Source organism: Pseudomonas migulae NBRC 103157, assembly GCF_002091715.1.
Taxonomy (GTDB): Bacteria; Pseudomonadota; Gammaproteobacteria; order Pseudomonadales; family Pseudomonadaceae; genus Aquipseudomonas; species Aquipseudomonas migulae_A.
This window is the reverse complement of record NZ_BDAG01000010.1, coordinates 81,982-107,006: the sequence shown is the minus strand read 5'-3', so window position 1 is coordinate 107,006 and position 25,025 is coordinate 81,982. Positions and strand designations below refer to the sequence as shown.

The window sequence follows — 25,025 nt, the reverse complement described above, 5'->3', positions numbered from 1 at the left end:
GTTGCACCGGCGCCGGGCCCGCTGCCTGGCGCCTGCTTTATTAGGGTGCACCAAGATCCATTGTAGGCGCCGGCTTGCTGGCGATGGCGGTCCTCCAGCCGGCGCAAGTGCTAACCGGCACACCGTTGTCGCCAGCAAGCCGGCTCCTGCAGGATTCGCGGTGCTGTCAGGTTATTTACAGAATCAGGAGGACACCGTGGCCACATTTGCCCATTCCGTCGGCGCCCAGACCTACCGCTTCGCCAGCCTCAAAGAGGTCATGGCCAAGGCCAGTCCGGCGCGCTCCGGCGATTTCCTGGCCGGCGTCGCCGCCCTCAACGATGGCGAGCGTGTGGCCGCGCAAATGGCCCTGGCTGATATCCCGCTGACTCATTTCCTGCAGGAAGTGCTGATTCCCTATGAGGCCGATGAAGTCACCCGACTGATCATCGACACCCACGACAAACAAGCCTTCGCCGCGGTTAGCCATCTCACTGTCGGTGGTTTCCGCGACTGGCTGCTCAGTGATGCAGCCGACGAACACAGCCTGCGCGCCCTCGCCCCGGGCCTGACGCCGGAAATGGCCGCTGCCGTGTCGAAAATCATGCGCGTGCAGGACCTGGTATTGGTCGCGCAGAAAATCCGCGTGGTCACGCAGTTTCGCGGCACGATGGGCCTGCGCGGGCGCTTATCCACACGCCTGCAACCCAACCATCCCACCGACGAACCGGCCGGCATTGCCGCGAGCATTCTGGACGGGCTGCTGTACGGTAACGGCGACGCGATGATCGGCATCAACCCGGCCACCGACAGCATTGCCTCGATTTGCGCGATGCTGGAAATGCTCGACGCGATCATCCAGCGCTATGAAATTCCTACACAAGCTTGCGTGTTAACCCACGTCACCACGTCCATCGAAGCAATCAATCGCGGCGTTCCGCTGGACCTGGTGTTCCAGTCGATCGCCGGCACCGAAGCGGCCAACGCCAGCTTCGGCATCAACCTGAACGTTTTGCAGGAGGGCTACGACGCCGGTTTGAGTCTGAATCGCGGCACGCTGGGACAAAACCTGATGTATTTCGAGACAGGCCAGGGCAGTGCCCTGTCAGCCAACGCCCACCACGGCCTCGATCAACAGACCTGCGAAACCCGCGCCTACGCCGTAGCGCGACATTTCAAACCGTTCCTGGTGAACACGGTTGTAGGATTCATCGGCCCGGAGTACCTCTACAACGGTAAACAGATCATCCGTGCCGGTCTGGAAGACCACTTCTGCGGCAAATTGCTGGGCGTGCCGATGGGCTGCGACATCTGTTACACCAACCACGCCGAAGCCGATCAGGACGACATGGACACCCTGCTGACCCTGCTGGGCGTGGCCGGGATCAACTTCATCATGGGCATCCCCGGCTCCGACGACATCATGCTCAACTACCAGACCACCTCGTTCCACGATGCGCTCTATGCCCGACAAACCCTGGGCCTGAAGCCGGCGCCTGAGTTCGAACGGTGGCTGGCCAGAATGGGCATCTTCACCCAGGCAGACGGCAAGATTCATTTCGGCGATAGATTGCCGCCCGCCTTCCGCCAGGCGATGGGGCAACTGGGATGAGTGTCGAAATGGATAAACCGCCCGTTGATGCAGAAAACCCATTGCTGGAACTGCGGCGTCTGACCCCCGCGAGGATTGCCCTGGGCCGCACCGGCACCAGCATGCCCACCAGCGCGCAACTGGATTTCCAGTACGCCCACGCCCAGGCTCGGGACGCGGTACACCTGCCCTTCGACCATGCAGGGCTCAGCACGCAATTGGCGGAGTGCGGATACGAAAGTGTGCTCCTGCACAGCGCCGCCACAAACCGCGACAGCTATTTGCAGCGCCCTGACTTGGGACGAAAATTGAGCGATGAGTCGGCGCAAATCCTGCGCAACCATGCTTCAGCCCATCCCGGCGGCGTTGATCTGGTGATTGTCGTGGCCGATGGTTTGTCGGCACTGGCTGTGCACCGCCACACCGTGCCCTTCCTTGCGCGCATGCGAGAGCAGATCGAAGTCGATGGCTGGACGGTTTCTCCGGTGATTCTGGTAGAGCAAGGCCGTGTCGCGGTGAGCGACGAGATCGGCGAGTTGCTGGGCGCCAAAATGGTGGTGATCCTGATCGGCGAACGCCCTGGGCTCAGCTCGCCAGACAGTCTGGGGTTATATTTCACCTACAATCCAAAGGTCGGCCTGACGGATGCTTACCGCAACTGCATCTCCAATGTGCGACTGGAAGGCTTGAGTTATGGCATGGCGGCACACCGCTTGCTTTATCTGATGCGTGAAGCCTGTCGGCGGCAGCTATCGGGGGTCAACCTGAAGGACGAAGCACAGCTTCAGACGCTGGAGTCGGACTCAGGGGCGGAAATGAAAGGTAATTTCCTACTGAATTCGCCGAAGGCCTGAACCGTTTCCGCATTGCGTTTCTCATTCGGTTTCAGGCAGGATCGAAACACGGCTGCCCGAGTGAGAACCGTTCGCCGTCAGAGCAAGACAGCCACTTGAAGACGAGACCTATCGATGCGGATTATTCAAGCGACCCTCGAACACCTGGACCTGCTGACCCCGTTGTTCGTCAAATATCGCGAGTTTTATGGTTCCCTGCCGTATCCGGACTCGTCCCGGGCGTTCCTCGAGAAACGCCTGCGCCGCAAGGAATCGGTGATTTACCTGGCACTGGCCGATGACGACGACAAGAAGCTGATGGGGTTCTGTCAGCTGTACCCGAGCTTTTCGTCGCTTTCGCTTAAACGCGTGTGGATCCTCAATGACATCTACGTCGCTGAAGACGCGCGCCGTCAGTTGGTCGCCGACAATCTGATGCGCACCGCGAAAAAAATGGCCAAGGAAACCAATGCCGTGCGCATGCGCGTTTCCACCAGCAGCGACAACAAAATAGCCCAGAAAACCTACGAATCCATCGGGTTCAAGGAAGACACCGAGTTCAAGAACTACGTGTTGCCGATCAGCGACGAGCTGTAACGCCGGTTATCTGAAGGAGCGAGCTTGCTCGCGATGGTCGTCAACGGAGACGCTTCAAGCCCGACACCCCACGGCGCGCTCAAGGCCATCGCGAGCACGCTTGCTCCTACAAGAAAACCGCGCCCGCCGCCGGTCTTGCACGACATCCCCCGCTACAAACTCGACGCGCTTTTCACTTCTCAGCCCGTATAATGCCGACCTTTCCGGCTTGTAAGAAAAACTACACCCGTCTGTAGCCTTACGCGAAGTCATCCGCACAGGCCTGCCGAGTCGGGCCGTCACCACAGGTGCCCCCATGGATTTCAACCCGCTCGACCTTATCCTGCATCTCGATGTTTACCTCGACTTGCTGGTGAACAACTACGGGCCATGGATTTACGCCATTCTGTTTCTGGTGATTTTCTGCGAAACCGGCCTGGTGGTGATGCCCTTCCTGCCGGGTGATTCCTTACTGTTCATCGCGGGTGCAGTGGCAGCCGGTGGCGGCATGGACCCTGTGCTGCTGGGCGGTTTACTGATGCTCGCGGCGATCCTCGGTGACAGCACCAACTACATCATCGGACGAACGGCAGGCGAGCGCCTGTTCAGCAACCCGAACTCGAAAATCTTCCGTCGCGACTACTTGCAACAAACCCACGATTTCTACGACAAGCACGGTGGCAAAACCGTGACCCTGGCGCGTTTCCTGCCGATCATCCGCACTTTCGCACCGTTCGTCGCCGGCGTAGCGAAGATGCCTTATCCGCGCTTCTTTGCCTTTAGCGTCCTCGGCACCCTCCTCTGGGTGGGCGGCCTGGTGACCCTCGGTTACTTCTTCGGCAACGTACCGTTCATCAAGCAAAACCTGTCGCTGCTGGTGGTGGCCATTATCTTGCTGTCGCTGGTGCCAATGATCATTGGCGTGGTCCGCAGCCGCTTCGGCAGCCGCGCGTCCAAAGCCGAACCCCACTGAGCAATGTGGTCGCTCAGCGCCTGGCGTCGCCGGCGCATCCTGGCCAGACACCCGATTGCCGACGATATGTGGCAGCGGGTGCGCCATCACCTGAGTTTTCTCGACGGCATCAGCGCCGCTGAAGACCAGTGGCTGCGTGAAGCCAGTGTATTGTTCCTCGAAGACAAACACCTGACCGCCCTGCCCGGCGTCGAACTCCATCAGGAGCAGCGCTTGCTGCTCGCCGCCCAGGCGCAATTGCCCTTGCTGAACCTGGGCGATCTGAACTGGTATCAGGGTTTTCACGAAATCGTCCTCTACCCCGACGACTTCCTCAGCCCCCAGCGTCATCGCGACGCCAGTGGGGTCGAGCACGAGTGGGACGGCGAACACAGCGGTGAGGCCTGGCAGCAAGGCCCGATCATCCTCGCCTGGCCCGGCGTGATGGCCAGCGGCGGCTGGGAAGGCTACAACCTGGTGATCCACGAACTCGCGCACAAACTCGACATGCTCAATGGCGATGCCAATGGCCTGCCGCCGCTGCACGCCGACATGCGCGTCAGCGACTGGGCCAGGGTCATGCAAGAGGCCTACGACGACCTTGACCGACAGCTCGAGCACAACCCTGACGCAGAAACCGCCATCGACCCCTACGCCGCGGAAAACCCCGCCGAGTTCTTTGCGGTCACCAGCGAATACTTCTTCAGCGCCCCGGATTTGCTGCACGAGGCTTATCCGCAGGTCTATGAGCAACTGAAGCTGTTTTATCGCCAAGATCCGCTGAGCAGATTGCGGCAACTTCAGGCCGAAGATCCGGTCTATCAGGCACACTACTAAGGTCTACACGACCTCTGGCACATAGCAACGGTGGCGGAATATGCCTATAATCGCCGCCACTTTTTGGTCAATCCGGCCAAGTGTTTTTGGTCAACTAACGGGGGCACCGCCCAATGAGCTACAGCAAGATTCCGGCTGGCAAAGACCTGCCGAACGACATCTACGTCGCGATCGAGATTCCGGCCAACCACGCGCCGATCAAATACGAAATCGACAAAGACAGCGATTGCCTGTTCGTTGACCGTTTCATGGCCACCCCGATGTTCTACCCGGCCAACTACGGTTACATCCCGAACACCCTGGCTGACGACGGTGACCCCCTCGACGTTCTGGTCGTGACCCCTTACCCGGTTGCTCCAGGCTCCGTCATCCGCGCCCGTCCGGTCGGCATCCTGAACATGACCGACGACGGCGGCGGCGATGCCAAAGTCATCGCAGTCCCACACGACAAGCTGTCCCAGCTGTACGTCGACGTGAAGGAATACACCGACCTGCCACCCCTGCTGATTCAGCAGATCGAGCACTTCTTCGCGAACTACAAAGATCTCGAAAAAGGCAAATGGGTGAAGATCGAAGGCTGGGCCGGTGCAGACGCCGCCCGCGAAGCGATCACCAAGTCGGTTGCTGCCTATAAAGGCTGAGACGCCACTGGCCTTGCGCCACTGACGACTTGAAAAAACCCCGGTTGATCCGGGGTTTTTTGTGCGCGCTTGAATCAGCTTAAACAGCACGTTTAACTGGTGGGCACAGCGGTTTTTTCTTGTTTAATTCTTACCAAAGACGTCTTACATCAAGACTTAAAATTCACGCCGAATTTGAACGTTTTGTTGAATCAAAGCCTTATGCCGCGCGGCTAGACTCGTGTTTATGAAAAAGAACAAAACCTGCGGCCCACGATTCAGAACGCTCCTGAAAGAGGTCCAAATCACGACAACGAGATTTGCCGAATTCCTGGGCATCACCGACCCTCAAACCGTCCACAACTGGTATTCCCGCGGAGTGCCCGACTACCGCATGGAGGATGTCGCCAGAAGACTGTCCGTGAACAGCGAATGGTTGAAAACCGGCGAAGGCCCCAAAGACGCCAGGGAACTACGTCTGATCGACGACTCCGGCAACGCCTTCGACGCCCAATCGATCCGCGGCACCTACCGGGTCATCGAACCAGTCGATATCGAACTGCCCTTCTTCAAAGAAACGGCCATCACTCCCGGCACCGACAAAACTCATGTCATCAAGGACCCCAGCGAATCGATCCGCTTGCCTCGCAGCGATCTCGACTCCCTGGAAATCAAGCACTCCGACGCCATCTGCGCCCGGATGGTCGGCAACAGCATGGCCGAAAGAATCGAAGACGGCTCCATCGTCGCCATCGATCGCGGGCTCACACAAATTGTCGACGGCGAGATCTATGCCGTCGAGCACGACGGCATGTTGCGCATCAAGTACCTGAGCCGTGTGCCGGGCAACGCGATTCGCATGCGCAGCCACAACAGCGCCGAATACCCCGAAGAGATCTTCAGGACCGCGCAAATCGAAGAAGAAAACATCAGGGTGCTGGGATGGGTGTTCTGGTGGTCGACCCTGAACAAACGCAGGCCACCGGTGCCATTCTTGTAGCTTGTTTGCCGACACGCCCATTTCTACAGGTATCACTTAAACCCTGTGGGAGCGGGCTTGCCCGCGAAGGCGATGGACCATTCACCTCAAATCCCGGATCAGCTACCCGATCCAGGGCAACTGACAGCTCTACCCCGCACACCAAGCTGGGAATTTCCCAAAAAAATCAGTATGCTGCGCCCCACATTTGCGCATCGACCCGCCCCGCGGCTCCGATCGCACCGACAAGGCAGATGATTTTCTCGCCGAGTCCCACAGCCGGACGCAAGATCCGGGTGTACGTTTTGAAGGCTGGCGCGGTTTACCAAAAATGAACCAAGCCAGTCCCCGAGAAGCCGGCCACAAGCCGGCTTTTTAATGCCTGTCGAAAAGTTTCCTTACGAGTGTCAGCGGTGCTGATGGTAGAACGCAAAATGTGCAAGAGGTGCTTGCACAAGTATTACGTTCGCAGCCTCACGGATAACTAAACCCCTTAACCAACGTCAACTCCCCCACCGCCCGCATTGGCACCAGAAAAGTCTCCATCTTCTCGTTCGGCGTCCCTTCCTCCGTGATTACCGTCACCTGCGCCGTCGTCAGTGGTTGAACCGCGTCCTCTTGCCCGTCCTCATCACTCCGATACCCGCCCCCGAAGTAGTTCACGTATACGAGGTACTGCCCTTTGATCGGCGCAGGCATGGCGAAAATCTCCGGGCCGTACCCCGTCGTGACGTCCACATCCAGCGCCGCACCATTAGCCACAACCCGATCGCCATACCAGATGTGTGCCCCATCGGGCGTGATGAGGTGCAAGTCCAGATCCGTACCGTCGCTGTCCCAGGCCAGCAACACCCGCAACTTGGCCGGTGTCGCACCACCGCGGGTGTTGAGGAATTGCGTGCGATGGCGTTGTTGGCCATCGGGGCTGCGGACTTCGACGCTGTTGCTGCCGTTGGGAAACGAGAACGGTCGATCGAAGCGGCCAGCGGGATCGATTTTCAGCGGCATGCTGACGCCGTTGACGATCAATCGGCCCGGTTCAGTGGACTTGGGGGTGGCTTTGATCTGGCCGGTGATGCGTGCGGTGTTGGCCTGTCCTGCCGGCGTGTTCACCGAGGAAGCCGGGTAGTTGACGGTCTGGCGGAAGTTTTCGCCTTCGCCCTCGACCGCACCGGTGCGCCAGCCGCCGACGGGGGTGTCGAGTTTGACCGCGCTTTCAGCCGCAGAAACCGTCGGCAACACGCAAACAGAACAAAGGAACAGGAAGACCTGTGGATAACGGAGTTTCATGGCCTATTCCAGCAAGAGGTGGCGGGCGAGCCCTTCAATGTAGGTTTCATCCTGGCCGTTTGGGTGTGCTTCGAAGGCCAGGTGCAGGTATTCGTGGGTAAGGTCGAGGCGATCTTGCAGCGACAGCACGCCGCGCACGTAGATGCGCTGACGCTCGCGGTCGACGTACGGGCGGCCGAAGGCCAGACGGCAGACGGCGAACGTGTTGACTTCGTTGTAGCCGACCTCGCTTTCCAACCGCGCACGCCAGCCGCGGCGCTGGGTTTGCAACCAGTCTTGCGCGGCGGGCAGGGGTTCGCAGGAGGCGACCGGGTTGTCCCAGCGGCTGAGGCTCGCGCGCGGATAGGCGTGCAGCAGGATGGCGTCGTAGCGTTGGCCGGCGCTGGCCTGTTCGACGGCGTGCTGCCAGGAGAGTTTGTCCGGGCCAGGCTGGTCGGAGTGGTAGGTGACGGTGCTGCCGGCGAGGACGAGGTCGCTGGTCCACGCGGCGATGTTGCGTGATTCGGCGGTGGCCGGGCGTGGCGCGACGCGTTGGCGGCTGCTGCTGTCGTCGATGCTCAGGCAGTCGCCGTTGCGGGTGGCGTTTTGCAGCAGATAGGTTCTTATCGCGATGGCCAGAGCTTTGGCGGCCTCGGCGGGTTCAGGCTTCGCTTCTCGCTGGAGGACGCGGGCGACGTATTCTTCGCGGTCCAGGCGGGCGACCAGCTTGTCCTTCAATAAAAACAGCTCGCCATCACTGTGGATGTCGAGTTGGTTGCCGTTCAAGAATTCGACGCGAAAGTCGCCCTGCAGCGGCCCGGAAGTAACAGCCCGATCCCCCGCCAAAACGCGTCCAATCGGATAACGAGAAAACAACCCGACTTCGACGCAACGCCCCGCATCCACAGGCCAATCCACCGGCAACACCGAAGCCAACGCCTGACCGTAATTGCGCAGAACCATTTGACTGGTCCCCCGCCCACCGGCCCAGACCGGCGTGCCATCCACTGTCCAGCCGGCAAACCCACCCTGACGCGACGACGGATCCTGATCACCCAACCAGCTCCAGGTTTTCACCCGCAACCGGCCACCGAGTTCGCCTACGACATTGCCGTCGGCCGCATTCAGCACCACGTCCAGCAACACCCGCCGCGCCTGATCCTGCGCGGGCATTACGGCAAGCATTCGCAGCAACTCCACCACCGAAACCCGCGTGGATGGCTGCAACGAAGGCAAATCCAGCAACCACTCCGGCGCCTGCCGTGCCTGCCAATACGTGCGCCAATCAGCACCGGAAATACCCAATCGCGCAGGCTCAAAATACAAACCGCAGGACTTCACCAACGCCTGATCACGCTCAATCTTGCCGCCCGCGGTGCAGCAATAAACGTCTTCTTTCGACTGCCCGCGACATTCATACGCCGGCTCTCGGGCACCGGTGTCCACCAGCCAGCCGTAGACAAACAACTTCCACACACTGCCCAACGGTGTCTGCAAGGCGTCAGGCAACGGCTCGCGAGAAATCACCTGGGTCCGGCTCAGCAACAGCAATTCACCCTTGAAGCCCAGCCGCAACGGCTCGTCCTGCGCTGTCGCCAGCGCAGGGATCAAACACAGCAGCCACCAGACCAAATGTCGGGTCATGTCAGTTGACCGTGACCTGACCAAGCGCCGGTTTCTGTTCCTGGGCCTGATGCTGCGGCGCGTAGACCTGAGTGAAGCGCACCGGCGGCAGGTTGAACTGGCCTTTCTGCGAGAAGCGCACCAGATGACGCAGACGCAATTCGCCGCTCAAGGCATCCACCGGAATCGCGTAAGCCATCTGCCCCGGCTCGAAGCGCGCCTTCTCCAGCGCCGTCGGTTCAGTGCCGGCCTTGCCCATCAACTTGATGCCCCACGTGGTGCGCTCGACGTCCGCGCCCGGTGGCAACGGCACTTCGATCATCCCGTAGCGCAGCGGTTTGGCGGCTTTGCTGGTGATGATCACTTCGTCCAGATACAGGCTGTCGCTGGACAACGGCTTGGTGCCGACCGCTTCCAGTTTGAACGTGAAAGCTTCGTCACCCGGCACCAGACGCGACAGGCGACGGGTGATGGTCACGGCCATCGGATCAATCGGCGGTTGCCGGGTCTGAAAACTCAACGCTGCCCGCAACGGGCGTTCTTGCGTTCCGGCCAGCGACAATACGGCGGGCACCGGCGCAGCGCCCTGCCACGTCCAGTACATCTCGCCGGTGTCACCGTAGTTTTTCTTCCAGCCCTCACCCGGAGCCAGTGCAATGGTCGGCGAAGCCTGCTCAATGCTGCGTTGCAACCAGGTCAGCGCCAACGCGCGTTCCAGGGTCGATTGCTGTGGCAACAGACGTTGCAACAAGGCTTGTGCGTGAGCCTGATCGAAGGCTTGCAGCGACAGGTTCAGCGCTTCGGCAAATGGCTGGGAACTCACCGCCAGACGCTGTTGCGCATCCGGCAATTGACGATTGAACGCCTCGGGCAAGGTCACCTTGGACTGACGAGCCAACGATGCCGTCAACGTCCGCGCCGCCGCCAACCCGAGCGCCGAATCCGGATCGCTCATGACAATGCTGTCTTCGCCATCCTCCATCAAGTTCGCCGCATTGCCCTCGCCCGCTTTCGCCAGGTCATCCATCAAACCGCTGAGCAAGGTATTCACCGGCAATTGCATCTGTTTGGCGAACGACAGGATCAACGCCCGTTGCAGCAGTGGTGTGTTTTTCGCCTGTTTCGAATAGACCTCCAGCACCCGCTGCCAATGCTCCGGCGGCAGGCTCAGCTCCAGCGCTTTGCTGGCGTGCCAGTCGGCGTAGTAGGCGTACGCGGTGAGGAACGCATCCGGCTCACCGTCCATGCCCCACCAGGTGAAACTCGCGGATGGGCCGGCCATTTGCACCAGGCGCAGACGGCTGTTCTGCATGATCAGGCGCAGGCGATCGCGGATCGGCGGATTCGACGACAAGGTCGGGTACGCGATGCTCAATGGCAGCAAACGACTGGCCGTCTGCTCGACGCCGCCGTACGGATAGCTCAGCAAATCATCGAGCGCCGAGCGGAACAGCGCTTGCGGACTGTCATCCAGACGCAGGCGAATGTCCGTTGCGTCCGCCGGCAAGCTCAGCGGTGTATCACCGCTGGCCACGTCCAGGCTTTGGCTTTGGGTGACCTGCCAGCCTTCGCCGGTCGCGGTCAGGCGCACGGCCAGCGCGTCAGCGGTTTTGCCGTCCTGCACCAGCTCGGCGGTCCACTCGCCAGTGGCCAAGGCAAACGCCGGCAAAGCGATGTAGTTGATGCCGTTGTTCAGCGTCACCGGCACCCGCTGTTCGGCGCCGGCGTAGTGAATCACTAGCTCAGCCTTGACCGGTTTTTCCGCCTGACTGAAGGCGAACACACCGAGATCCGGTTTGTCGCCCGTGCGGAATTTGCTCGGGCCACTCCACTTCAGGTACAGCGGTTTTTCCGAACGCACGAACTGCTTTTTCTGCCCGACCTGACCGTCATCGGCGATGGCTCGCGCGGTGATGCGCCAGCGGGTCAGCGAGTCCGGCATCTTGAAGGTGAAGCGGGTTTTGCCGTTGGCATCGGTGATCAATTCCGGCTGCCATGCGGCGGTGTCGACGTCTTCACGACGCGGCCGCTCCAGCACTTTCACGCCGCGTTCGCTGCGATTGGCTTTGCCCGGTGCACCAGGGCTGCCCGGCAACGCGACGTCGTAGCTGATGAACGACAGACTGGCGCTGGTGCGCACGTTGTTGCGGCGCGGGTGGTAGAAGAACTGGTCGATGGTCGGCGCGACTTCCGGTTGCAGCGCGTAGACCATTTCATCGACCACGCTGACCGTCAGGTGCGCCGGAATCGGCTTGCCGGCGAACTGGGTGGTGAGGTCTACAGACACGGTATCACCCGGTTGATACGCCTCTTTATCCGTGGCGATGGCCACGTCGATCTGCGGCGCAATCACCTTGATCCCGGCATTCTGGAAGCTGTATTGACCGCCCTTGGTGTACAGCACCGAGAACGTCAGGTTCGGCGCGAAATTGTCCTTCACCGGAATGCGTGCGCGGTATTGAGTGTCGCTGAGTTTTTCCATCTTCAGCCAGTCGCCGCCCTTGGACAGCAGCGCCGTGGCCTCGACTTTGTCGCGTTCCAGCGACAGCAAGGCATCGCTGACGGGCTCCGGGAAAGTGATCAGCGCAAGAGCTTCGTCGCCCGCCTTGTACTCGGGTTTGTCGAGGACGATTTCCACGGTGCCGGGCACGGCTTTGACGCCGTCACCGGTGACAGAATGACCGGCCGCACCGACCACGCGACCCTGCTCATCCTTCAATGTCAGGTTGTAGGTGCCGGGACGCTCAAAGGCCAACGTGAAGCTTTTATCGCTCGCAGCGAGTTTGCCTTCGCCGGTGCTCTGGTCTTCCAGACGCACCCAGCGGTAACTGCTCGGCGTGACCGCTTTGCTCTGCTCGCTGCCACCTTCATTCACATAGCTGAACGCAACCTTGTCGCCCACCGCACTGAAGCGCTGCGGCGCACGCAGGCTGAAACTCGCCGCGCCTCGATCGATGAGGATTTCCTTGGTGGTCCTGACCCGGTATGCCGCGCCATCGCTGGCGAAAACGGTGAGCATGTAACGGCTCGGTTTCTCGGCGGCCGGCAGGTCGAGGGTCGCGTTGCCTTTGGCGTCAGTGGTCAATTCAGTGCTGGTCAGTTCCACCGGGAATTGCCCGAGGTATTGCAGCTCGTTATCGACCATCGACAGTTGCTGTGCTCGCAGGCTCAGGGTCAACCTGGCATCGGCCACCGGTTTGCCGTCGGGGTACAGCAACACCAGATTGCCTTTCACCGGTTCGCCGGTGCGGTAATCCTGCTTGGCCAGGTTCAACGAGATTTCGAAGTGCGGCTTGATGTATTCGGCCACGCGGAAGGCGCTGCTGTAGGCCTGATCCTTGTAGCTGAAACGCAGTTCATAACCACCGGCCACGGCGTTGTCCGGCAACTGGAAACGACCTTGGGTGCCGGCCTTGGAATCGAGTTTCAGCGCCAGCGTTTGCAGCGCGGTGCCCGTGGCATCGAGCACCGTCACATTGACGTCGGCAGCGGTTGGCGCCACGGAATCCCGGGCATTCTTGAACTCGCGACCGACGATTTTCAGCGACACCCAATCCCCCGGCCGATACAGCGGCCGGTCGGTGAACGCATAGAGTTTGGTGTCGTAGATTTCGCTGTCGTAATAGAAGTTCTCGGAGACAAACACCCCGCCCTCTTCGTCCTCGCCGATCACGAACGAACGCTCGGGGCTGACGTGTTTCAGGCGCAACAAACCATCGGCATCGGTGGCGCCGCTGCTCATCACGCCGAGGCCATCGGTCCACAGCACATTCACTTTCGGCACTGAACTGCCTTCGTGTTTGCGCGCAGCCCAGACCAGCAGTTCATCACCGGCAATCTTGCTCACGGCCACGGTGTTGGAGACGAAAACCATGGTGGTTGCGCGGTACTTGCCGATCAGCGCTTCCACCAGATACAGGCCCGGTTTCAGATTGCCCAACGGGATGTAGACGTTGCCCGGCGCGACAGTGACGAACTCGCTGGAAGAACCGGCCAGATTCACGCCTTCTGGCGGCTGGATCGGTTTGGCTTGCCACAGTGGATAACGGAACTGACTGACCACCGGCAGGCCCGGAATCAATGCGAATTGTGGCTGGGCGTCATAAGGCGTTGGCGCGGCGATGGCGGTGCCCATCTTCAGTTCCGGCACTTCCTCGGTGACTTGTTTGCGCGACTCGTAGGAAAACGCCCGCTGCATCACGCGACGGGATTTGCGGTACCAGTTGTCCCACAGGTACGCGAGGGTATTCGACAGGCCTTCGCCCTTGAACTGGCCGTCGCTGACCACGCGGTGCAGGTTCTTCTGGCGCTTGAGGAAATCCAGCGGCTTGTCGATGCGGTACACGCGAATGTCGGCACCGCCGTAAGGCTCCATGCGGAAACGGCGATAGTCGCGGCCCGGTGCTTCGAGACGCACCATCGCCTGTTCGTCGCTGGCGAAACTACTGTCGGCCAGCAGGAAAAAGCTTTCACCGGCCACCGGCGTGTAGCCGCTCGGCTCGACAGTGTCTTCGGCATTCACGGCCGAAAAAGGCAGCACCAATACCAACAGTAGAGACAGAAAACGCAGCATGCGGGCACCGGTCATTGGGAGAGAAAGTTCAGTCGATAGACGCCGATGAAGTTGGGGTTGGCTGCGTCGGGTATCCATCGGGTGTCCTTCCATGTCATGAGTTGCTGCAGGCTCGCGGATCGCATGCCGTTGTCAGTGGGGGTGGTAGTGCCGGTGTGATAGGCGATGTAGCGGCCCATCCAGATCATCAGGTGCTGGTCGTCGCCCTGATCGAAAAACATCAGGTCACCGGGCCGGGCTTGCGCCAGGTCGCGGCCCACCAGATGGCTGTTGAACTGAATCAGTTTGATCGCGTTGACGTACGGCCCGACCTTGCCGCCGCCCTGCTGCCATTGCTGGGCGAGGCTGCGTTGGGCCTCGCTCAGTTGCAGTTCCGGCGGCAGGTAGCGGTTGGACAGGCCATTGCTGCGCAGCCATTTATCGTCGTGGACTTTCAGCGCTTCGTTGGCGGCGAAACGCACAAGCCCGGCGCAGTCCTGCTGATACCAGCGCGGGCTCGGGCCCTGGGTCAGTTGCTCCTGGGCGATGCGCACGAACCAGGCACGGAACACTTGGGATTGCTGCGGGTCGAGCGGCGCAGCGTCGCTGGCAAATGCGCGACTGCCCAGCAACATCGCCAGCAGGCCGAGGCCTCGGATAAGTGCGGTCACAGGGCTTTCCATTCCAGCGGCAGCCATTGCCAATGGCCGTCAGGCTCGCTGCCTTCCGGCAACGTCAGCGCGTATTTTCCGTAGCCGCCGAGCTTGCGCAGTTTCGGGATCAGGTAGGTTTGCGCGGCGTTGTAGAACACCGGCTCCATGTCCTGCGGCAGGCTGTCGAGGGTTTCCTGCTGCATCAGTTGCGCCATGGAATCCGGGCCGAAGTAGACCGGCATCAGCAGGTCTTTGGGCACCACATCGGCCATCGGCGGGAAGCGTTTGTCGAGGGTGCCGACGGCTTTTTCAACCAGCTTGTCGTCAAGGGAAAACAGCAGCGTCGAACCGTGACGCGCCAGGCTGACTTTCATGAACGCCTTGCCGGTGATCGCGTCCGGGTTCTCGGCATCCTTGGCTTTGTAAGGGCCGAAGTTGGAGCTGACCTGGCGCTGCCACTGGTGGTTTTCGCCTTCCTGTTTTTCCACCACCGGGAACGCGTGTTCTTCGACGTTGCCTTCATAAGCGCCGACCATCGAGTTGAACAGGTTGCCCAGGTCGCCGTCGAGTTTGGCGCTGTCGTCATCATTCAGGCTGGCCACCAGCAGCGGCGTGTACAGCCGCGAATCGGCGTACCAGCACAGGCCGGCGGCACCGGCCATGTGTTCGGTCAGGGCCTGGGCCACGGTTTCTTCGGCGCCGAGTTTCACCAGCAATGGTTTCTGTTGTTCGGCAGCCAGTGGCAGCGCTACGCAAGCGCTCGCGCCCATCGGCATGGCTCGCCAGATCGGTTTGAAATCGAAGTCCGGCTGGTTTTCCAGTTCGTCCATGGCGAGAAAGCTGTGCCAGCCCTTGTCGTCCATGTCGAAGCGCAGGCCGGCGAAGTTCGGGATGAAACGCTGGTAACCCATGGCCAGAACGCTGGAATTGACCGACAGGCGTTGTTTCACTTCAGGGGCACGGGGTGGCAGGCCGAAGGCTTCAGGGAACAGTTTCTGGCCGCCGAGCAATGCTTCCAGCGCTTGGGTCGACACCATGCCGCGCTCGTCAGTCGAGCCGTGGCCGGTGTCATACAGCTTCGAAGGGTTGGACAGCACCACCAACTTGTCGCCATAGGAGGCGAACACCAACGTTTTGCTGTTGTTGTAGGTCAGTTGATACAGCGGCACCACATCGCCACCGACCTTGATTTCACTGAGCTGGGTCAGCTGCGAATCATCCAGCGCCACTTTCGCCAGCGGCTCCAGCACCTTGGCCAGACCACCGCGATCCATCACCAGCAAAAAATCTTTCAGACGACCATCCGCCCCCCGCCACAGCGCCACATCCGCCGGTTGATCGAAAAGCTGTTCGATCAGGCTGTCCTGCAACTTCAGGTCATGCTCGTAGATGATCCGCCGCAGACTGCCGATCAAGCCGAGGCGATCGGCATGGGCTTCGTAATAGAAGACGAAATCTTCGGTGAGGGTTTCCTTGAGGAACGGCACCGCCAGCAAGTCCTTGGGCAACTGGCTCAAGGAATGGGTTTCCAGCAAGCCGTCCGGGCGGCTCATGCCCAGTTTGTCGCTGGCCAACTCTGCGGGCGGCGCCTTGGGTTTGTGCATGAACCAGCCAAGTCCGGCCGCCACGCCAGCCACCAGGCATAACCCGACCAGCAGCGCCGGCCAGCGACGGGAAGGTTTGGCAGCGGGTGCGGCCGCGGCCGGAGTCACAGTGTTATCGCTCATTTCACAAAGCCCAATTCATCCGTGGTGCGGGATGCTTAATAGTTGAAAGTCTTGACCAGCAGCAGGTCACCGATCGCGCGCAGGGGCACGATGAAGGTCTCGCGTTTTTCGTCGACGGTGTTTTCATTGAGCACCAGATTGATTTGCGAGGTGATCACCTCGTTCTGGTTGCTGGTCTCATCGAAGTTATAGCCGCCACTGCCGAAGTTGCCCCAATAGTTCACGTAAACCAGATAGGTGCCATGCAGCGGGGCGGTCATGGTGAACATTTCCGGGCCGGGACCGTCGACGCCGTCCGGGTCCAGGCCTCCGCCGTTGTTCATCGCCGGGTGAGCCCAGAACGCATGCTGGCCGTCGGGCGTGACGATGTGCAGGTCGAGCTCGGCTTTCGGATCGTCCCAACCCAGCACCACGCGAATCCGCGCCGGGGTGCGCAGGTTGTTGGCTTCGTAGAATTGGACGCGCTTGAGGGATTTGCCTTCGACACTGCGCACTTCGACGCTGTTGGAGCCGGCACCGAATGCATACGGCCGGGCGAAACGCCCCTGGTCGTCGGTGTAGAGGTTCAGTGGATTGCCGTTGACTGCCAGCGTGTGCGGCCCGCGTTGCGTGCCGATGGCCTTGAGCTGGCCTTGAATCATCGTGCGATTGCGCTGCACGCCCCGGTCGATGGGCGGTGTGGGATAGGCGACTTGGGGGTTTTCGCTTCGATCGAGCAGGCCGTTGTAGCGCCAGCCGCCCACCGGTTCCGACAGCTCTGCCGTCGGCTCGGCCCAGGCTGCGATTGCGCAGACCCACCCTATCAGGCATAGAAAAAATGAACGCATGTGACGCCTCCTGCCATGCATAACGAAACCTTGCGCCTGATCCTCGGCGCGTTACAGATCCAAATACTGCGTTTCGTCAGAAAGACCCGTGACTATTGGGTCGTTGAAGGCGCGAAGGTTAGCCATTTGGCGGGTTTTTAACAATCAGACACATCTTTATTTGTGGCGGGAATCACGGTGAAAGCGAGGCGTGAGCCGAATAGCGGCCTTATTCGGCTCACAAAATGAGCCGAATCATCCTGTACTGCGGGTGTACCCGGCCCCCCTGTAGGAGCTGGCTTGCTAGCGATGGCTGAGCATCAGGCCACTTGTTTTTTGAGGGTGTACACATCCATTACTGCGGTAACGGCCGCTATGGGTTCCGCCCTTACGGCGGGTTACTTTGAAAAGCGCAAAGTAACCAAACGCCTGCGCCCCTGACGTACGGTGCAGATCAAGATCAAAAACAAAAGCCAAAGCGAGGCGGCCTGCCAGCCGACCTGTTTCTATGATCGTACACATCCCCCTGTAGGAGCCGGCTTGCTGGCGATGGCGGTGGGTCATCCAACAAATTTATTGACTGGACGGACGCTATCGCCAGCAAGCCGGCTCCTACAGGGAATCGCGTTTGCTTTTGACTTTCACCACTCATCAGCCCGAGCGTTAGCTCGCCTTCCGCTTTTGATCTTGAGGTGCACGTCCCCTCGAGGCACCGAACGAAAGGGGCAAAAGCGCTTGGTTACTTGGCGCTTTTCAAAGTAACCCGCCGTAAGGACGGAACCACATAGAAGCCGTTACCGCAAAAACGGATATCCCCCCAACCAACCACACAGCAGACAATGCCCTCATTTGCCCATAACCCCCATGTCTGCTAGTGTCGCGCCGGTTTAACGTCAACCGGAAATCGCCGCCATGGCCCGCAAAAAAGCTGCACTGGATTTCGAACAATCCCTCGCCGACCTGCAAACGCTGGTGGAGCGACTGGAGAACGGCGAACTGTCGCTGGAAGACTCGCTGGCGGCTTTCGAGCAAGGCATCGGTCTGACCCGCGATTGCCAGGCAGCGCTGGCCCAGGCCGAGCAAAAGGTTCAAGTGCTGCTCGAACGTGATGGCGAGCTGGCCGAGGAACCCTTTGACGCGGATCAACCAGAATGATTGCAGCGTATTCGGCGACCAGCCAGGCCCGCGTCAATGCGGCACTGGAAACCTTGTTCAACGCGCCAAGCCCTGAACTCGTGCGGCTGTACGAAGCCATGCGCTACAGCGTGATGAACGGCGGCAAACGCGTGCGTCCGCTGCTCGCCTACGCCGCCTGCGAAGCGCTGGGCGGCAAGGCTGAGCAAGCCAACGGCGCGGCCTGCGCGGTGGAGCTGATCCACGCTTACTCGCTGGTTCACGACGACTTGCCGGCGATGGACGACGACGATCTGCGTCGCGGCCAGCCGACCACCCACAAGAAATTCGACGAAGCCTGCGCGATTCTCGCCGGCGACGGCTTGCAGAGCCTGGCCTTCAGCGCCCTGCTCGACCCGCGCCTGAGCTCGTCGGACGCAGAAATTCGCCTGAAAATGGTCAGCGCACTGGCGCTGGCGGCAGGTCCGGCCGGTATGGTCGGCGGCCAAGCCATCGACCTCGGTTCGGTCGGTCTGAAACTCGATCAAAAAGCCCTCGAGACCATGCACCGGCACAAGACCGGCGCGCTGATCGAGGTCAGCGTCAAACTCGGCGCCCTCGCCAGTGGCCGTGCAGAGAAGGACGAACTGAAGTCCTTGCAGGCGTATGCACAGGCCATCGGCCTGGCGTTCCAGGTGCAGGACGACATTCTCGACGTCGAAAGCGATACCGAAACCCTCGGCAAACGCCAGGGCGCCGACATCGCTCGCGACAAGCCGACCTACCCGGCCCTGCTTGGCCTCGATGCAGCCAAGGCCTACGCCCTGGAACTGCGCGACCAGGCCCTGCACGCGCTGCGACCGTTTGACGCGGCCGCCGAGCCGTTGCGCGATCTGGCCCGTTATATCGTCGACCGCCGCAACTGACGGCGTATCCGCCAAAAAAGACCAACGCGTGGGCAGGGGGCGATGCATCAGGTAAACTGCCGCATCTTTTATACCTATAACGATTCGCCTGATGCCCACGACGTTTCATGAGATTCCCCGCAAGCGCCCGACCACGCCCCTGCTCGACCGTGCCAACACGCCGGACGGCCTGCGCCGGTTAGGCGAAGCCGAGCTGGAAACCCTGGCCGATGAGTTGCGCCTGGAATTGCTCTACACGGTCGGTCAGACCGGCGGGCATTTCGGTGCCGGCCTGGGCGTCATCGAGCTGACCATCGCGTTGCATTACGTCTTCGACACCCCGGACGACCGGCTGGTGTGGGACGTGGGTCATCAGGCTTATCCGCACAAAATCCTCACCGGCCGTCGCGAGCGCATGGGCACCCTGCGTCAGAAGGACGGCGTCGCCGCCTTCCCGCGTCGTTCCGAGAGCGAGTACGACACCTTTGGCGTCGGTCACTCCAGCACCTCGATCAGCGCAGCCCTGGGCATGGCCATTGCCGCCCGCCTGCAAAACAGTGATCGCAAGGCGATTGCGGTGATCGGCGACGGCGCGTTGACCGCCGGCATGGCGTTCGAGGCGCTGAACCACGCGCCGGAAGTGGACGCCAATATGTTGGTGATCCTCAACGACAACGACATGTCGATCTCGCGCAACGTCGGTGGCCTGTCGAATTACCTGGCGAAAATCCTTTCCAGCCGCACCTACGCGAGCATGCGCGAAGGCAGCAAAAAGGTCCTGTCGCGCCTGCCCGGCGCCTGGGAAATCGCCCGCCGCACCGAAGAATACGCCAAAGGCATGCTGGTCCCCGGCACGCTGTTCGAAGAACTGGGCTGGAACTACATCGGCCCGATCGATGGCCACGACCTGCCGACCCTGATCGCCACCCTGCGCAACATGCGCGATCTGAAAGGCCCGCAATTCCTCCACGTCGTCACCAAGAAAGGCAAAGGCTTCGCCCCCGCGGAAGTCGACCCGATCGGTTACCACGCGATCACCAAACTCGAACCTGTCGACGCACCGGCCGCCGCACCGAAAAAAGCGGGCGGGCCGAAGTATTCCGGCGTGTTCGGTGAATGGCTGTGCGACATGGCCGCTTCTGATCCACGCCTGGTCGGTATTACGCCTGCCATGAAGGAAGGCTCCGATCTGGTGGCGTTCAGCGAGCGTTTTCCGCTGCGCTATTTCGACGTGGCCATTGCCGAGCAACACGCCGTGACCCTCGCGGCCGGCATGGCCTGCGAAGGCGCAAAGCCGGTTGTGGCGATTTACTCGACGTTCCTGCAGCGCGGCTACGACCAATTGATTCATGACGTCGCGGTGCAAAACCTCGACGTATTGTTCGCCATCGACCGCGCAGGTCTGGTGGGCGAAGACGGCCCGACGCACGCGGGCAGCTTCGATCTGTCGTTCCTGCGCTGCATCCCCGGCATGCTGGTGATGACCCCTAGCGATGAAAACGAGCTGCGCAAAATGCTCACCACCGGCCACCTGTACAACGGCCCGGCGGCGGTGCGTTACCCACGCGGCAACGGTCCGAACGCAACGATCGAGAAAGACCTGCAACCGATCGAAATCGGCAAAGGCGTGGTTCGCCGCCAGGGCAGCAAAGTCGCCCTGCTGGTGTTTGGCGTGCAACTGGCCGAAGCGCTGAAAGTCGCCGAGACGCTGGATGCCACTGTGGTCGACATGCGTTTCGTCAAACCGCTGGATGAAGCGCTGGTTCGCGAGATTGCCGGCAGCCATGAGCTGCTGGTGACCATCGAAGAAAACGCGATCATGGGCGGTGCCGGTGGTGCGGTCAGTGAATTCCTCGCCCGGGAAAACATCCTCAAGTCTATGCTGCACCTGGGCTTGCCGGATGTGTATGTCGAACACGCCAAGCCTGCGCAAATGCTGGCCGAGTGTGGGCTGGATGAAGCAGGGATCGAAGCGTCGATCCGCGAACGCCTGCAACTGCTGGCCTTGTAAACCCGATTTCACACCTGTAGGAGCCGGCTTGCTGGCGATGGCGTTTTCAAGGACGCCATCGCCAGCAAGCCGGCTCCTACAGGGACCGTGTACTTCTGCGCTTCTACGAAAAAATCATGAATTTCTCCCCCCTCGCCTTGACGTTGACGCTTCTGCCGTCCGGCCCACTCCTGGCTGACACTTTCGAACGCAACCAGGCCCTGAAGCTGCCCGATGTGCTGATCAGCGCCAACCGCCAGGTCGAGGCCCGCAACGACAGCAGCGCCGCCAATACCGTGTTCACCCGCGAAGACATCGACCGTTTGCAACCCGACAGCGTCACGGACCTGCTGCGTCGTGTGCCGGGCGTGCAAGTCGGGCAAACAGGTGGGCGCGGGAGCCTGCCGGGGATTTACATTCGCGGGACGAAATCGGCGCAAAGTCTGGTGCTGGTGGATGGTCAACGCATCGGCAACTCGACTTCCGGCGACAGCAACCTGCAACACCTCAACATCGAACAGGTCGAGCGCGTGGAAGTGCTGCGCGGCTCCCGTTCGGTGATTTACGGTAGCGATGCGATTGGCGGGGTGATCCAGATTTTCACCCGCCGAGGCACCGAACAAGGCCTGCAACCGCGTCTGCATGTGGGCTTCGGCAGCCACCAAACCTGGGAGCGCAGCCTCGGCGTGTCCGGGGGCGATGAGCAAACCCGCTTCAACCTGGGCGCCAGCCTCGATGAAACCGCCGGGATCAATCGCACCCACGAGTCGTACCCGAGCGATGGCGATCACGATGAGTATCGCAACAAGTCGTTGAGTCTGAGCCTGAGTCACGCCCTCACCGATGACATCGAAATCGGCGCCAACCTTCTGGATAACCGCGGCAAAAGCGCATTCGACAATCCGTTCGGCCGCTTCGACAGCACCACCTTCAAATCGGCCCAGCAGCAGCCTTACAACGAGTTCACGGTGAGTAGCCTCAGCAGTTACGTCGATGCGCGCATCAACGACCTGTGGAAAACCCGCGTCGAATTCGGCCACGGCGAAAACCGCGAAAAATCCCTCGACAAGCTCAGCGACGAACGCGGCGTGTTCAACACTTACCGCGACTCGCTGAACTGGCAGAACGACCTGGCGCTCGACGCGCGCAACAGCCTGATCCTCGGCGGTGACTGGTACGAAGACCGCATCAACAGCAGCACAGCGTTCGACGAGGACAGCCGCTGGAACCGCGCGGCGTTTATCCAGCATCGCTATCAGGCAGACAGTTTCTCCACGGAACTGGGCCTGCGCCGAGACCAGAACCAGCAGTTCGGCAGCCAGAACAGCTGGAGCGGCACGTTCACCTTGCCGTTGAACCCGGACAACGACGTGCTGCTGACCTACAGCGAAGGCTTTCGCGCACCGACGTTCAATGACTTGTATTACCCGGATTTCAGCAATCCGGACCTGAAGCCTGAAACCTCGAAGAGCTACGAGCTGCAATGGCGCAGTCAGCTGACCGATACCAGTCGCCTCGAAGCGTCGCTGTATCGTACCGACCTCAAGGACGCGATCATCTTCGGCAGCAACGACCGCCCGCAGAACGTCGCCTCGGCGCGGATCAACGGATTTGAAGCGGCGTTGAAGCAAGAACTGTTCGGCTGGCAGAGCGCTCTTGGCGTAGCGATCATCGACCCGCGGGATCGCGACAGTGGCCACACCCTGGCGCGTCGCGCACGGCGGACGTTGAGCCTGGATCTGGATCGGCAGTTCGATCGACTGGGTGTCGGCGCCAGTTGGCAAGCGGTGAGCAGCAGTTATGACGATGAGAACAATCAGCAACCGTTAGGCGGATACGCGCTGCTGGGATTGCGCAGCAGTTGGGAGCTGAATCGTGAGATCAAGTTTGAGCTGAAGGTTGATAACCTGCTGGACAAGGAGTACAGCCGGGCTGTTGTACAGTCATGACGGCGGTCAGTTCGGGTATCGCGAGGAAGGTCGGGCGTGGATGTTTGGGGTGACCTGGACGCCGAAGATCTGATCTGAAATTCAGGGTGTCTGAGCAGGCCTCTTCGCGAGCAAGCCCGCTCCCACATTTGATCTCGGCCGCACACAAATCCTGTGCCCACTGAAGATCAAATGTGGGAGCGGGCTTGCTCGCGATGGCCGCACCTCGGTCTTAGCGGTCGGGCGCGATGACTTGGCACAGCCTGGCCGTCGCCTCGATCATCTGCCCACTCGGCCGCTCCAGCCCTTTATCCGTCACCATCCGCAATCGCCCCTGCGCCACCGCAGCCACCTGCGGCCAAGCCTTCCACGCCTCCAACTGCGCCTGATCACCGGCCAAAATCACCTCGGGGTTACGCTGCAACACCGCTTCCACGCTGACCTGCGGCGCCGGTAGCGCCAGATCAGCAAACACATTGCGCGCGCCGCACACTTGCAGCGCATCGCTGATGATCTGCCCGCCGCCGACGGTGTACAGCGGACGATCCCAGACCTGATAAAACACTCGCAACGGTTCATCCCGTCGATAGTGCTGGCGCAGTGAATCGAGGCGCTGACGCAGATTGCTGGCCAATGAAACGCCACGTTCGGGACGGCCCAACTGCAGGGCGATCGCCTCGATTTGCGTGGTCAGTTGTTCAAGATTGTGGGGGTCAGCGACGTAGGTGGGAATGTTCAATCGCTTGAGTTGCTCACGCTGAGCCGGGCCGACACTGCCGGGCCAGAGCAGCAGCAAATCGGGTTTCAGGCTGAGCAGCCGCTCCATGTCCAACTGGCCGTAGCGGCCAACGGAAGGAAGGTCTTTGAGTTCAGCAGGACGATCACCCGCATCGAGCACACCGACCAGAAGATCAGCCGAACCCAGTTCAACAACGATTTCAGACAGGGACGGCGCGAGACTGACGACGCGTTCGACTGCAGAGGCCAGGCCGCTGATGGCCAGCAGCAAAACCGCCAGCCCGATGCGGCACATCAGCCGAGTTGACGCGGAATACGGTAGAGGTAGAACAGCACCGTCGTCGACAACGCCAACAACACCAACGGCACCGCTTCGAGCCCGACGAAGACGGCCAACGCACCGATCCACGCCGGTAAAGCGGCGGCCAGAAACGCAGCACGGCGCTTGGCAGCCAGGATAATCCACGCGGCAGGCTCTTCAGGAGTATCGAGGGCTTTCTGGGTGGCGATCAGCGCGTGTTTGTAGCCACCGAAAAACTTCAGGCTGACAAACATCGACGCCACACCGGCGATGAACAGCGGCATCGCCAATACGGGCAGAAGCGCCTCGCCCTGGCCAAATACGCCGTTGATCACGAACAGCGGCAACAAGGCCAGCGCCAGGTATTGCCACCAGTTGACGGACAATCGCCGCCGCACCTGACCGCGGGTCACGCCCGGTCTACCTCGCCCTGATGCTCGTTGCCCATCATGTGGTCAAGCTTGCTGGCCTTGGTGGCCAGGTAGAGTTTGTTGTGCGGATTGTGGCCGGTATGCAGCGGCACGCGCTCGGCAACCACAATGCCCATGTCGGTCAGGGCTTTGACCTTGCGTGGATTGTTGGTCATCAGACGCAGGGATTTCACGCCCAGATGCTCAAGCATCGGCAGGCACATGGCGTAGTCGCGCTGGTCGGCGGCAAAGCCCAGACGTTCGTTGGCTTCAACGGTATCGGCACCGCCGTCCTGCAATTCATAGGCGCGGATCTTGTTCAGCAGGCCAATGCCGCGACCTTCCTGACGCAGGTACAGCAACACGCCACGGCCTTCACGGGCGATGGCCTGCAAGGCGGCCTCGAGTTGCGAGCCGCAGTCGCAGCGCTGGCTGAACAAGGCATCGCCGGTCAGGCATTCGGAGTGCAAGCGACCGAGTACCGGCGCACCGTCGTCGAACTCACCGAGGCTCAGCACAACGTGCTCGCGCCCGTTTTCTTCATCGAGAAAGCCGTGCATGGTGAATTGCGCAAAAGGCGTTGGCAGCTTGGAAGCGGCGACAAAAACGACAGGCACCGGTGTGCTCCTGATCAATAAGTACT

General features: G+C 60.8%; 19 protein-coding genes and 1 pseudogene. 11 read left to right on the top strand and 9 right to left on the bottom strand.

From position 1 onward, the window contains the following. The first annotated feature begins 196 nt into the window (after positions 1–196). The 7 genes from PMI01S_RS10355 to PMI01S_RS10325 all read left to right on the top strand — a co-directional run bounded on the left by PMI01S_RS10355 (position 197) and on the right by PMI01S_RS10325 (position 6,388). Entirely contained in the window at positions 197–1,591 is a 1,395-nt protein-coding gene (locus PMI01S_RS10355) for an ethanolamine ammonia-lyase subunit EutB (RefSeq protein WP_084319737.1), read from the top strand. Positions 1,592–1,599: 8 nt separating this feature from the next. After that, entirely contained in the window at positions 1,600–2,424 is an 825-nt protein-coding gene (eutC, locus tag PMI01S_RS10350) for an ethanolamine ammonia-lyase subunit EutC (protein ID WP_174602659.1), read from the top strand. Positions 2,425–2,538: 114 nt separating this feature from the next. After that, complete coding sequence (locus PMI01S_RS10345) at positions 2,539–3,000, top strand: GNAT family N-acetyltransferase (protein WP_008042983.1); 462 nt, start codon at positions 2,539–2,541, stop codon at positions 2,998–3,000. A 295-nt stretch (positions 3,001–3,295) separates the two neighbouring features. Continuing rightward, positions 3,296–3,952, top strand: coding sequence for a DedA family protein (locus PMI01S_RS10340; protein ID WP_084319688.1), 657 nt, complete (start codon positions 3,296–3,298; stop codon positions 3,950–3,952). 3 nt (positions 3,953–3,955) lie between these two features. Next, positions 3,956–4,768, top strand: a complete 813-nt coding sequence (locus PMI01S_RS10335; protein ID WP_084319687.1) for a M90 family metallopeptidase — start codon at positions 3,956–3,958, stop codon at positions 4,766–4,768. A 113-nt stretch (positions 4,769–4,881) separates the two neighbouring features. Next, positions 4,882–5,409, top strand: coding sequence for an inorganic diphosphatase (gene ppa, locus PMI01S_RS10330; RefSeq protein WP_003205933.1), 528 nt, complete (start codon positions 4,882–4,884; stop codon positions 5,407–5,409). Between the two features lie 226 nt (positions 5,410–5,635). Next, positions 5,636–6,388, top strand: coding sequence for a S24 family peptidase (locus PMI01S_RS10325; protein WP_084319686.1), 753 nt, complete (start codon positions 5,636–5,638; stop codon positions 6,386–6,388). Positions 6,389–6,841: 453 nt separating this feature from the next. Here PMI01S_RS10325 and PMI01S_RS10320 read toward each other — a convergent pair whose 3' ends face one another. The 6 genes from PMI01S_RS10320 to PMI01S_RS10295 are packed head-to-tail and all read right to left on the bottom strand — an operon-like array spanning position 6,842 to position 17,018. After that, on the bottom strand, positions 6,842–7,657 hold the full coding sequence (locus PMI01S_RS10320; RefSeq protein ID WP_084319685.1) for a YfaP family protein: 816 nt from the start codon (positions 7,655–7,657) through the stop codon (positions 6,842–6,844). Positions 7,658–7,660: 3 nt separating this feature from the next. After that, the gene (locus PMI01S_RS10315) at positions 7,661–9,280 is read right to left on the bottom strand and encodes a DUF2300 domain-containing protein (protein WP_084319684.1); all 1,620 of its coding nucleotides are present in this window, start codon (positions 9,278–9,280) and stop codon (positions 7,661–7,663) included. 1 nt (position 9,281) lies between these two features. Next, positions 9,282–13,847, bottom strand: a complete 4,566-nt coding sequence (locus PMI01S_RS10310) for an alpha-2-macroglobulin family protein (protein WP_084319683.1) — start codon at positions 13,845–13,847, stop codon at positions 9,282–9,284. Beyond that, positions 13,844–14,494, bottom strand: coding sequence for a DUF1175 domain-containing protein (locus PMI01S_RS10305; protein ID WP_084319682.1), 651 nt, complete (start codon positions 14,492–14,494; stop codon positions 13,844–13,846). The genes PMI01S_RS10310 and PMI01S_RS10305 overlap by 4 nt, the downstream gene beginning before the upstream one ends. Then, positions 14,479–16,191 carry a DUF2138 domain-containing protein gene (locus PMI01S_RS10300; protein ID WP_084319681.1) on the bottom strand — a complete coding sequence of 571 codons (1,713 nt, stop codon included), beginning with the start codon at positions 16,189–16,191 and terminating at the stop codon, positions 14,479–14,481. Before PMI01S_RS10300 ends, PMI01S_RS10305 begins: the two co-directional genes overlap by 16 nt. A gap of 35 nt (positions 16,192–16,226) precedes the next feature. Next, a complete protein-coding gene (locus tag PMI01S_RS10295; RefSeq protein ID WP_084319680.1) occupies positions 16,227–17,018 on the bottom strand; it encodes a YfaP family protein in 792 nt (263 codons plus the stop codon). Positions 17,019–17,909: 891 nt separating this feature from the next. Between PMI01S_RS10295 and PMI01S_RS10290 the strand changes: the two genes are divergently transcribed. The 4 genes and pseudogenes from PMI01S_RS10290 to PMI01S_RS10275 all read left to right on the top strand — a co-directional run bounded on the left by PMI01S_RS10290 (position 17,910) and on the right by PMI01S_RS10275 (position 23,027). Beyond that, the gene (locus tag PMI01S_RS10290) at positions 17,910–18,152 is read left to right on the top strand and encodes an exodeoxyribonuclease VII small subunit (RefSeq protein WP_007970180.1); all 243 of its coding nucleotides are present in this window, start codon (positions 17,910–17,912) and stop codon (positions 18,150–18,152) included. Continuing rightward, positions 18,149–19,036, top strand: a complete 888-nt coding sequence (ispA, locus tag PMI01S_RS10285; protein ID WP_084319679.1) for a (2E,6E)-farnesyl diphosphate synthase — start codon at positions 18,149–18,151, stop codon at positions 19,034–19,036. The genes PMI01S_RS10290 and ispA overlap by 4 nt, the downstream gene beginning before the upstream one ends. 91 nt (positions 19,037–19,127) lie before the next feature. Beyond that, positions 19,128–21,026: a 1-deoxy-D-xylulose-5-phosphate synthase gene (gene dxs, locus PMI01S_RS10280; RefSeq protein ID WP_084319678.1), complete on the top strand. Its 1,899-nt coding sequence runs from the start codon at positions 19,128–19,130 to the stop codon at positions 21,024–21,026. Positions 21,027–21,142: 116 nt separating this feature from the next. Continuing rightward, positions 21,143–23,027: pseudogene (locus PMI01S_RS10275) on the top strand (TonB-dependent receptor domain-containing protein). A gap of 138 nt (positions 23,028–23,165) precedes the next feature. Here PMI01S_RS10275 and PMI01S_RS10270 read toward each other — a convergent pair. From PMI01S_RS10270 to ribA, 3 genes are read right to left on the bottom strand one after another with little or no spacing between them, the layout of a single operon-like run. Then, on the bottom strand, positions 23,166–23,966 hold the full coding sequence (locus PMI01S_RS10270) for a cobalamin-binding protein (protein WP_084319677.1): 801 nt from the start codon (positions 23,964–23,966) through the stop codon (positions 23,166–23,168). After that, positions 23,966–24,385: an MFS transporter gene (locus tag PMI01S_RS10265; RefSeq protein ID WP_084319676.1), complete on the bottom strand. Its 420-nt coding sequence runs from the start codon at positions 24,383–24,385 to the stop codon at positions 23,966–23,968. Before PMI01S_RS10265 ends, PMI01S_RS10270 begins: the two co-directional genes overlap by 1 nt. Next, positions 24,382–24,999: a GTP cyclohydrolase II gene (ribA, locus tag PMI01S_RS10260; RefSeq protein WP_008033730.1), complete on the bottom strand. Its 618-nt coding sequence runs from the start codon at positions 24,997–24,999 to the stop codon at positions 24,382–24,384. Before ribA ends, PMI01S_RS10265 begins: the two co-directional genes overlap by 4 nt. Between the last annotated feature and the right edge of the window lie 26 nt (positions 25,000–25,025).

What these genes read in the sequence shown, in the direction of transcription:
- PMI01S_RS10305 (WP_084319682.1), bottom strand. Translation starts at nt 14,494, where the DNA reads ATGGAAAGCCCTGTGACCGCACTTATCCGAGGCCTCGGCCTGCTGGCG.
- PMI01S_RS10335 (WP_084319687.1), top strand. Translation starts at nt 3,956, where the DNA reads ATGTGGTCGCTCAGCGCCTGGCGTCGCCGGCGCATCCTGGCCAGACAC.
- PMI01S_RS10295 (WP_084319680.1), bottom strand. Translation starts at nt 17,018, where the DNA reads ATGCGTTCATTTTTTCTATGCCTGATAGGGTGGGTCTGCGCAATCGCA.
- PMI01S_RS10345 (WP_008042983.1), top strand. Translation starts at nt 2,539, where the DNA reads ATGCGGATTATTCAAGCGACCCTCGAACACCTGGACCTGCTGACCCCG.
- PMI01S_RS10320 (WP_084319685.1), bottom strand. Translation starts at nt 7,657, where the DNA reads ATGAAACTCCGTTATCCACAGGTCTTCCTGTTCCTTTGTTCTGTTTGC.
- PMI01S_RS10325 (WP_084319686.1), top strand. Translation starts at nt 5,636, where the DNA reads ATGAAAAAGAACAAAACCTGCGGCCCACGATTCAGAACGCTCCTGAAA.
- ppa (WP_003205933.1), top strand. Translation starts at nt 4,882, where the DNA reads ATGAGCTACAGCAAGATTCCGGCTGGCAAAGACCTGCCGAACGACATC.
- ispA (WP_084319679.1), top strand. Translation starts at nt 18,149, where the DNA reads ATGATTGCAGCGTATTCGGCGACCAGCCAGGCCCGCGTCAATGCGGCA.
- dxs (WP_084319678.1), top strand. Translation starts at nt 19,128, where the DNA reads ATGCCCACGACGTTTCATGAGATTCCCCGCAAGCGCCCGACCACGCCC.
- PMI01S_RS10340 (WP_084319688.1), top strand. Translation starts at nt 3,296, where the DNA reads ATGGATTTCAACCCGCTCGACCTTATCCTGCATCTCGATGTTTACCTC.
- PMI01S_RS10290 (WP_007970180.1), top strand. Translation starts at nt 17,910, where the DNA reads ATGGCCCGCAAAAAAGCTGCACTGGATTTCGAACAATCCCTCGCCGAC.
- PMI01S_RS10315 (WP_084319684.1), bottom strand. Translation starts at nt 9,280, where the DNA reads ATGACCCGACATTTGGTCTGGTGGCTGCTGTGTTTGATCCCTGCGCTG.
- PMI01S_RS10270 (WP_084319677.1), bottom strand. Translation starts at nt 23,966, where the DNA reads ATGTGCCGCATCGGGCTGGCGGTTTTGCTGCTGGCCATCAGCGGCCTG.
- eutC (WP_174602659.1), top strand. Translation starts at nt 1,600, where the DNA reads ATGGATAAACCGCCCGTTGATGCAGAAAACCCATTGCTGGAACTGCGG.
- PMI01S_RS10310 (WP_084319683.1), bottom strand. Translation starts at nt 13,847, where the DNA reads ATGACCGGTGCCCGCATGCTGCGTTTTCTGTCTCTACTGTTGGTATTG.
- PMI01S_RS10300 (WP_084319681.1), bottom strand. Translation starts at nt 16,191, where the DNA reads ATGAGCGATAACACTGTGACTCCGGCCGCGGCCGCACCCGCTGCCAAA.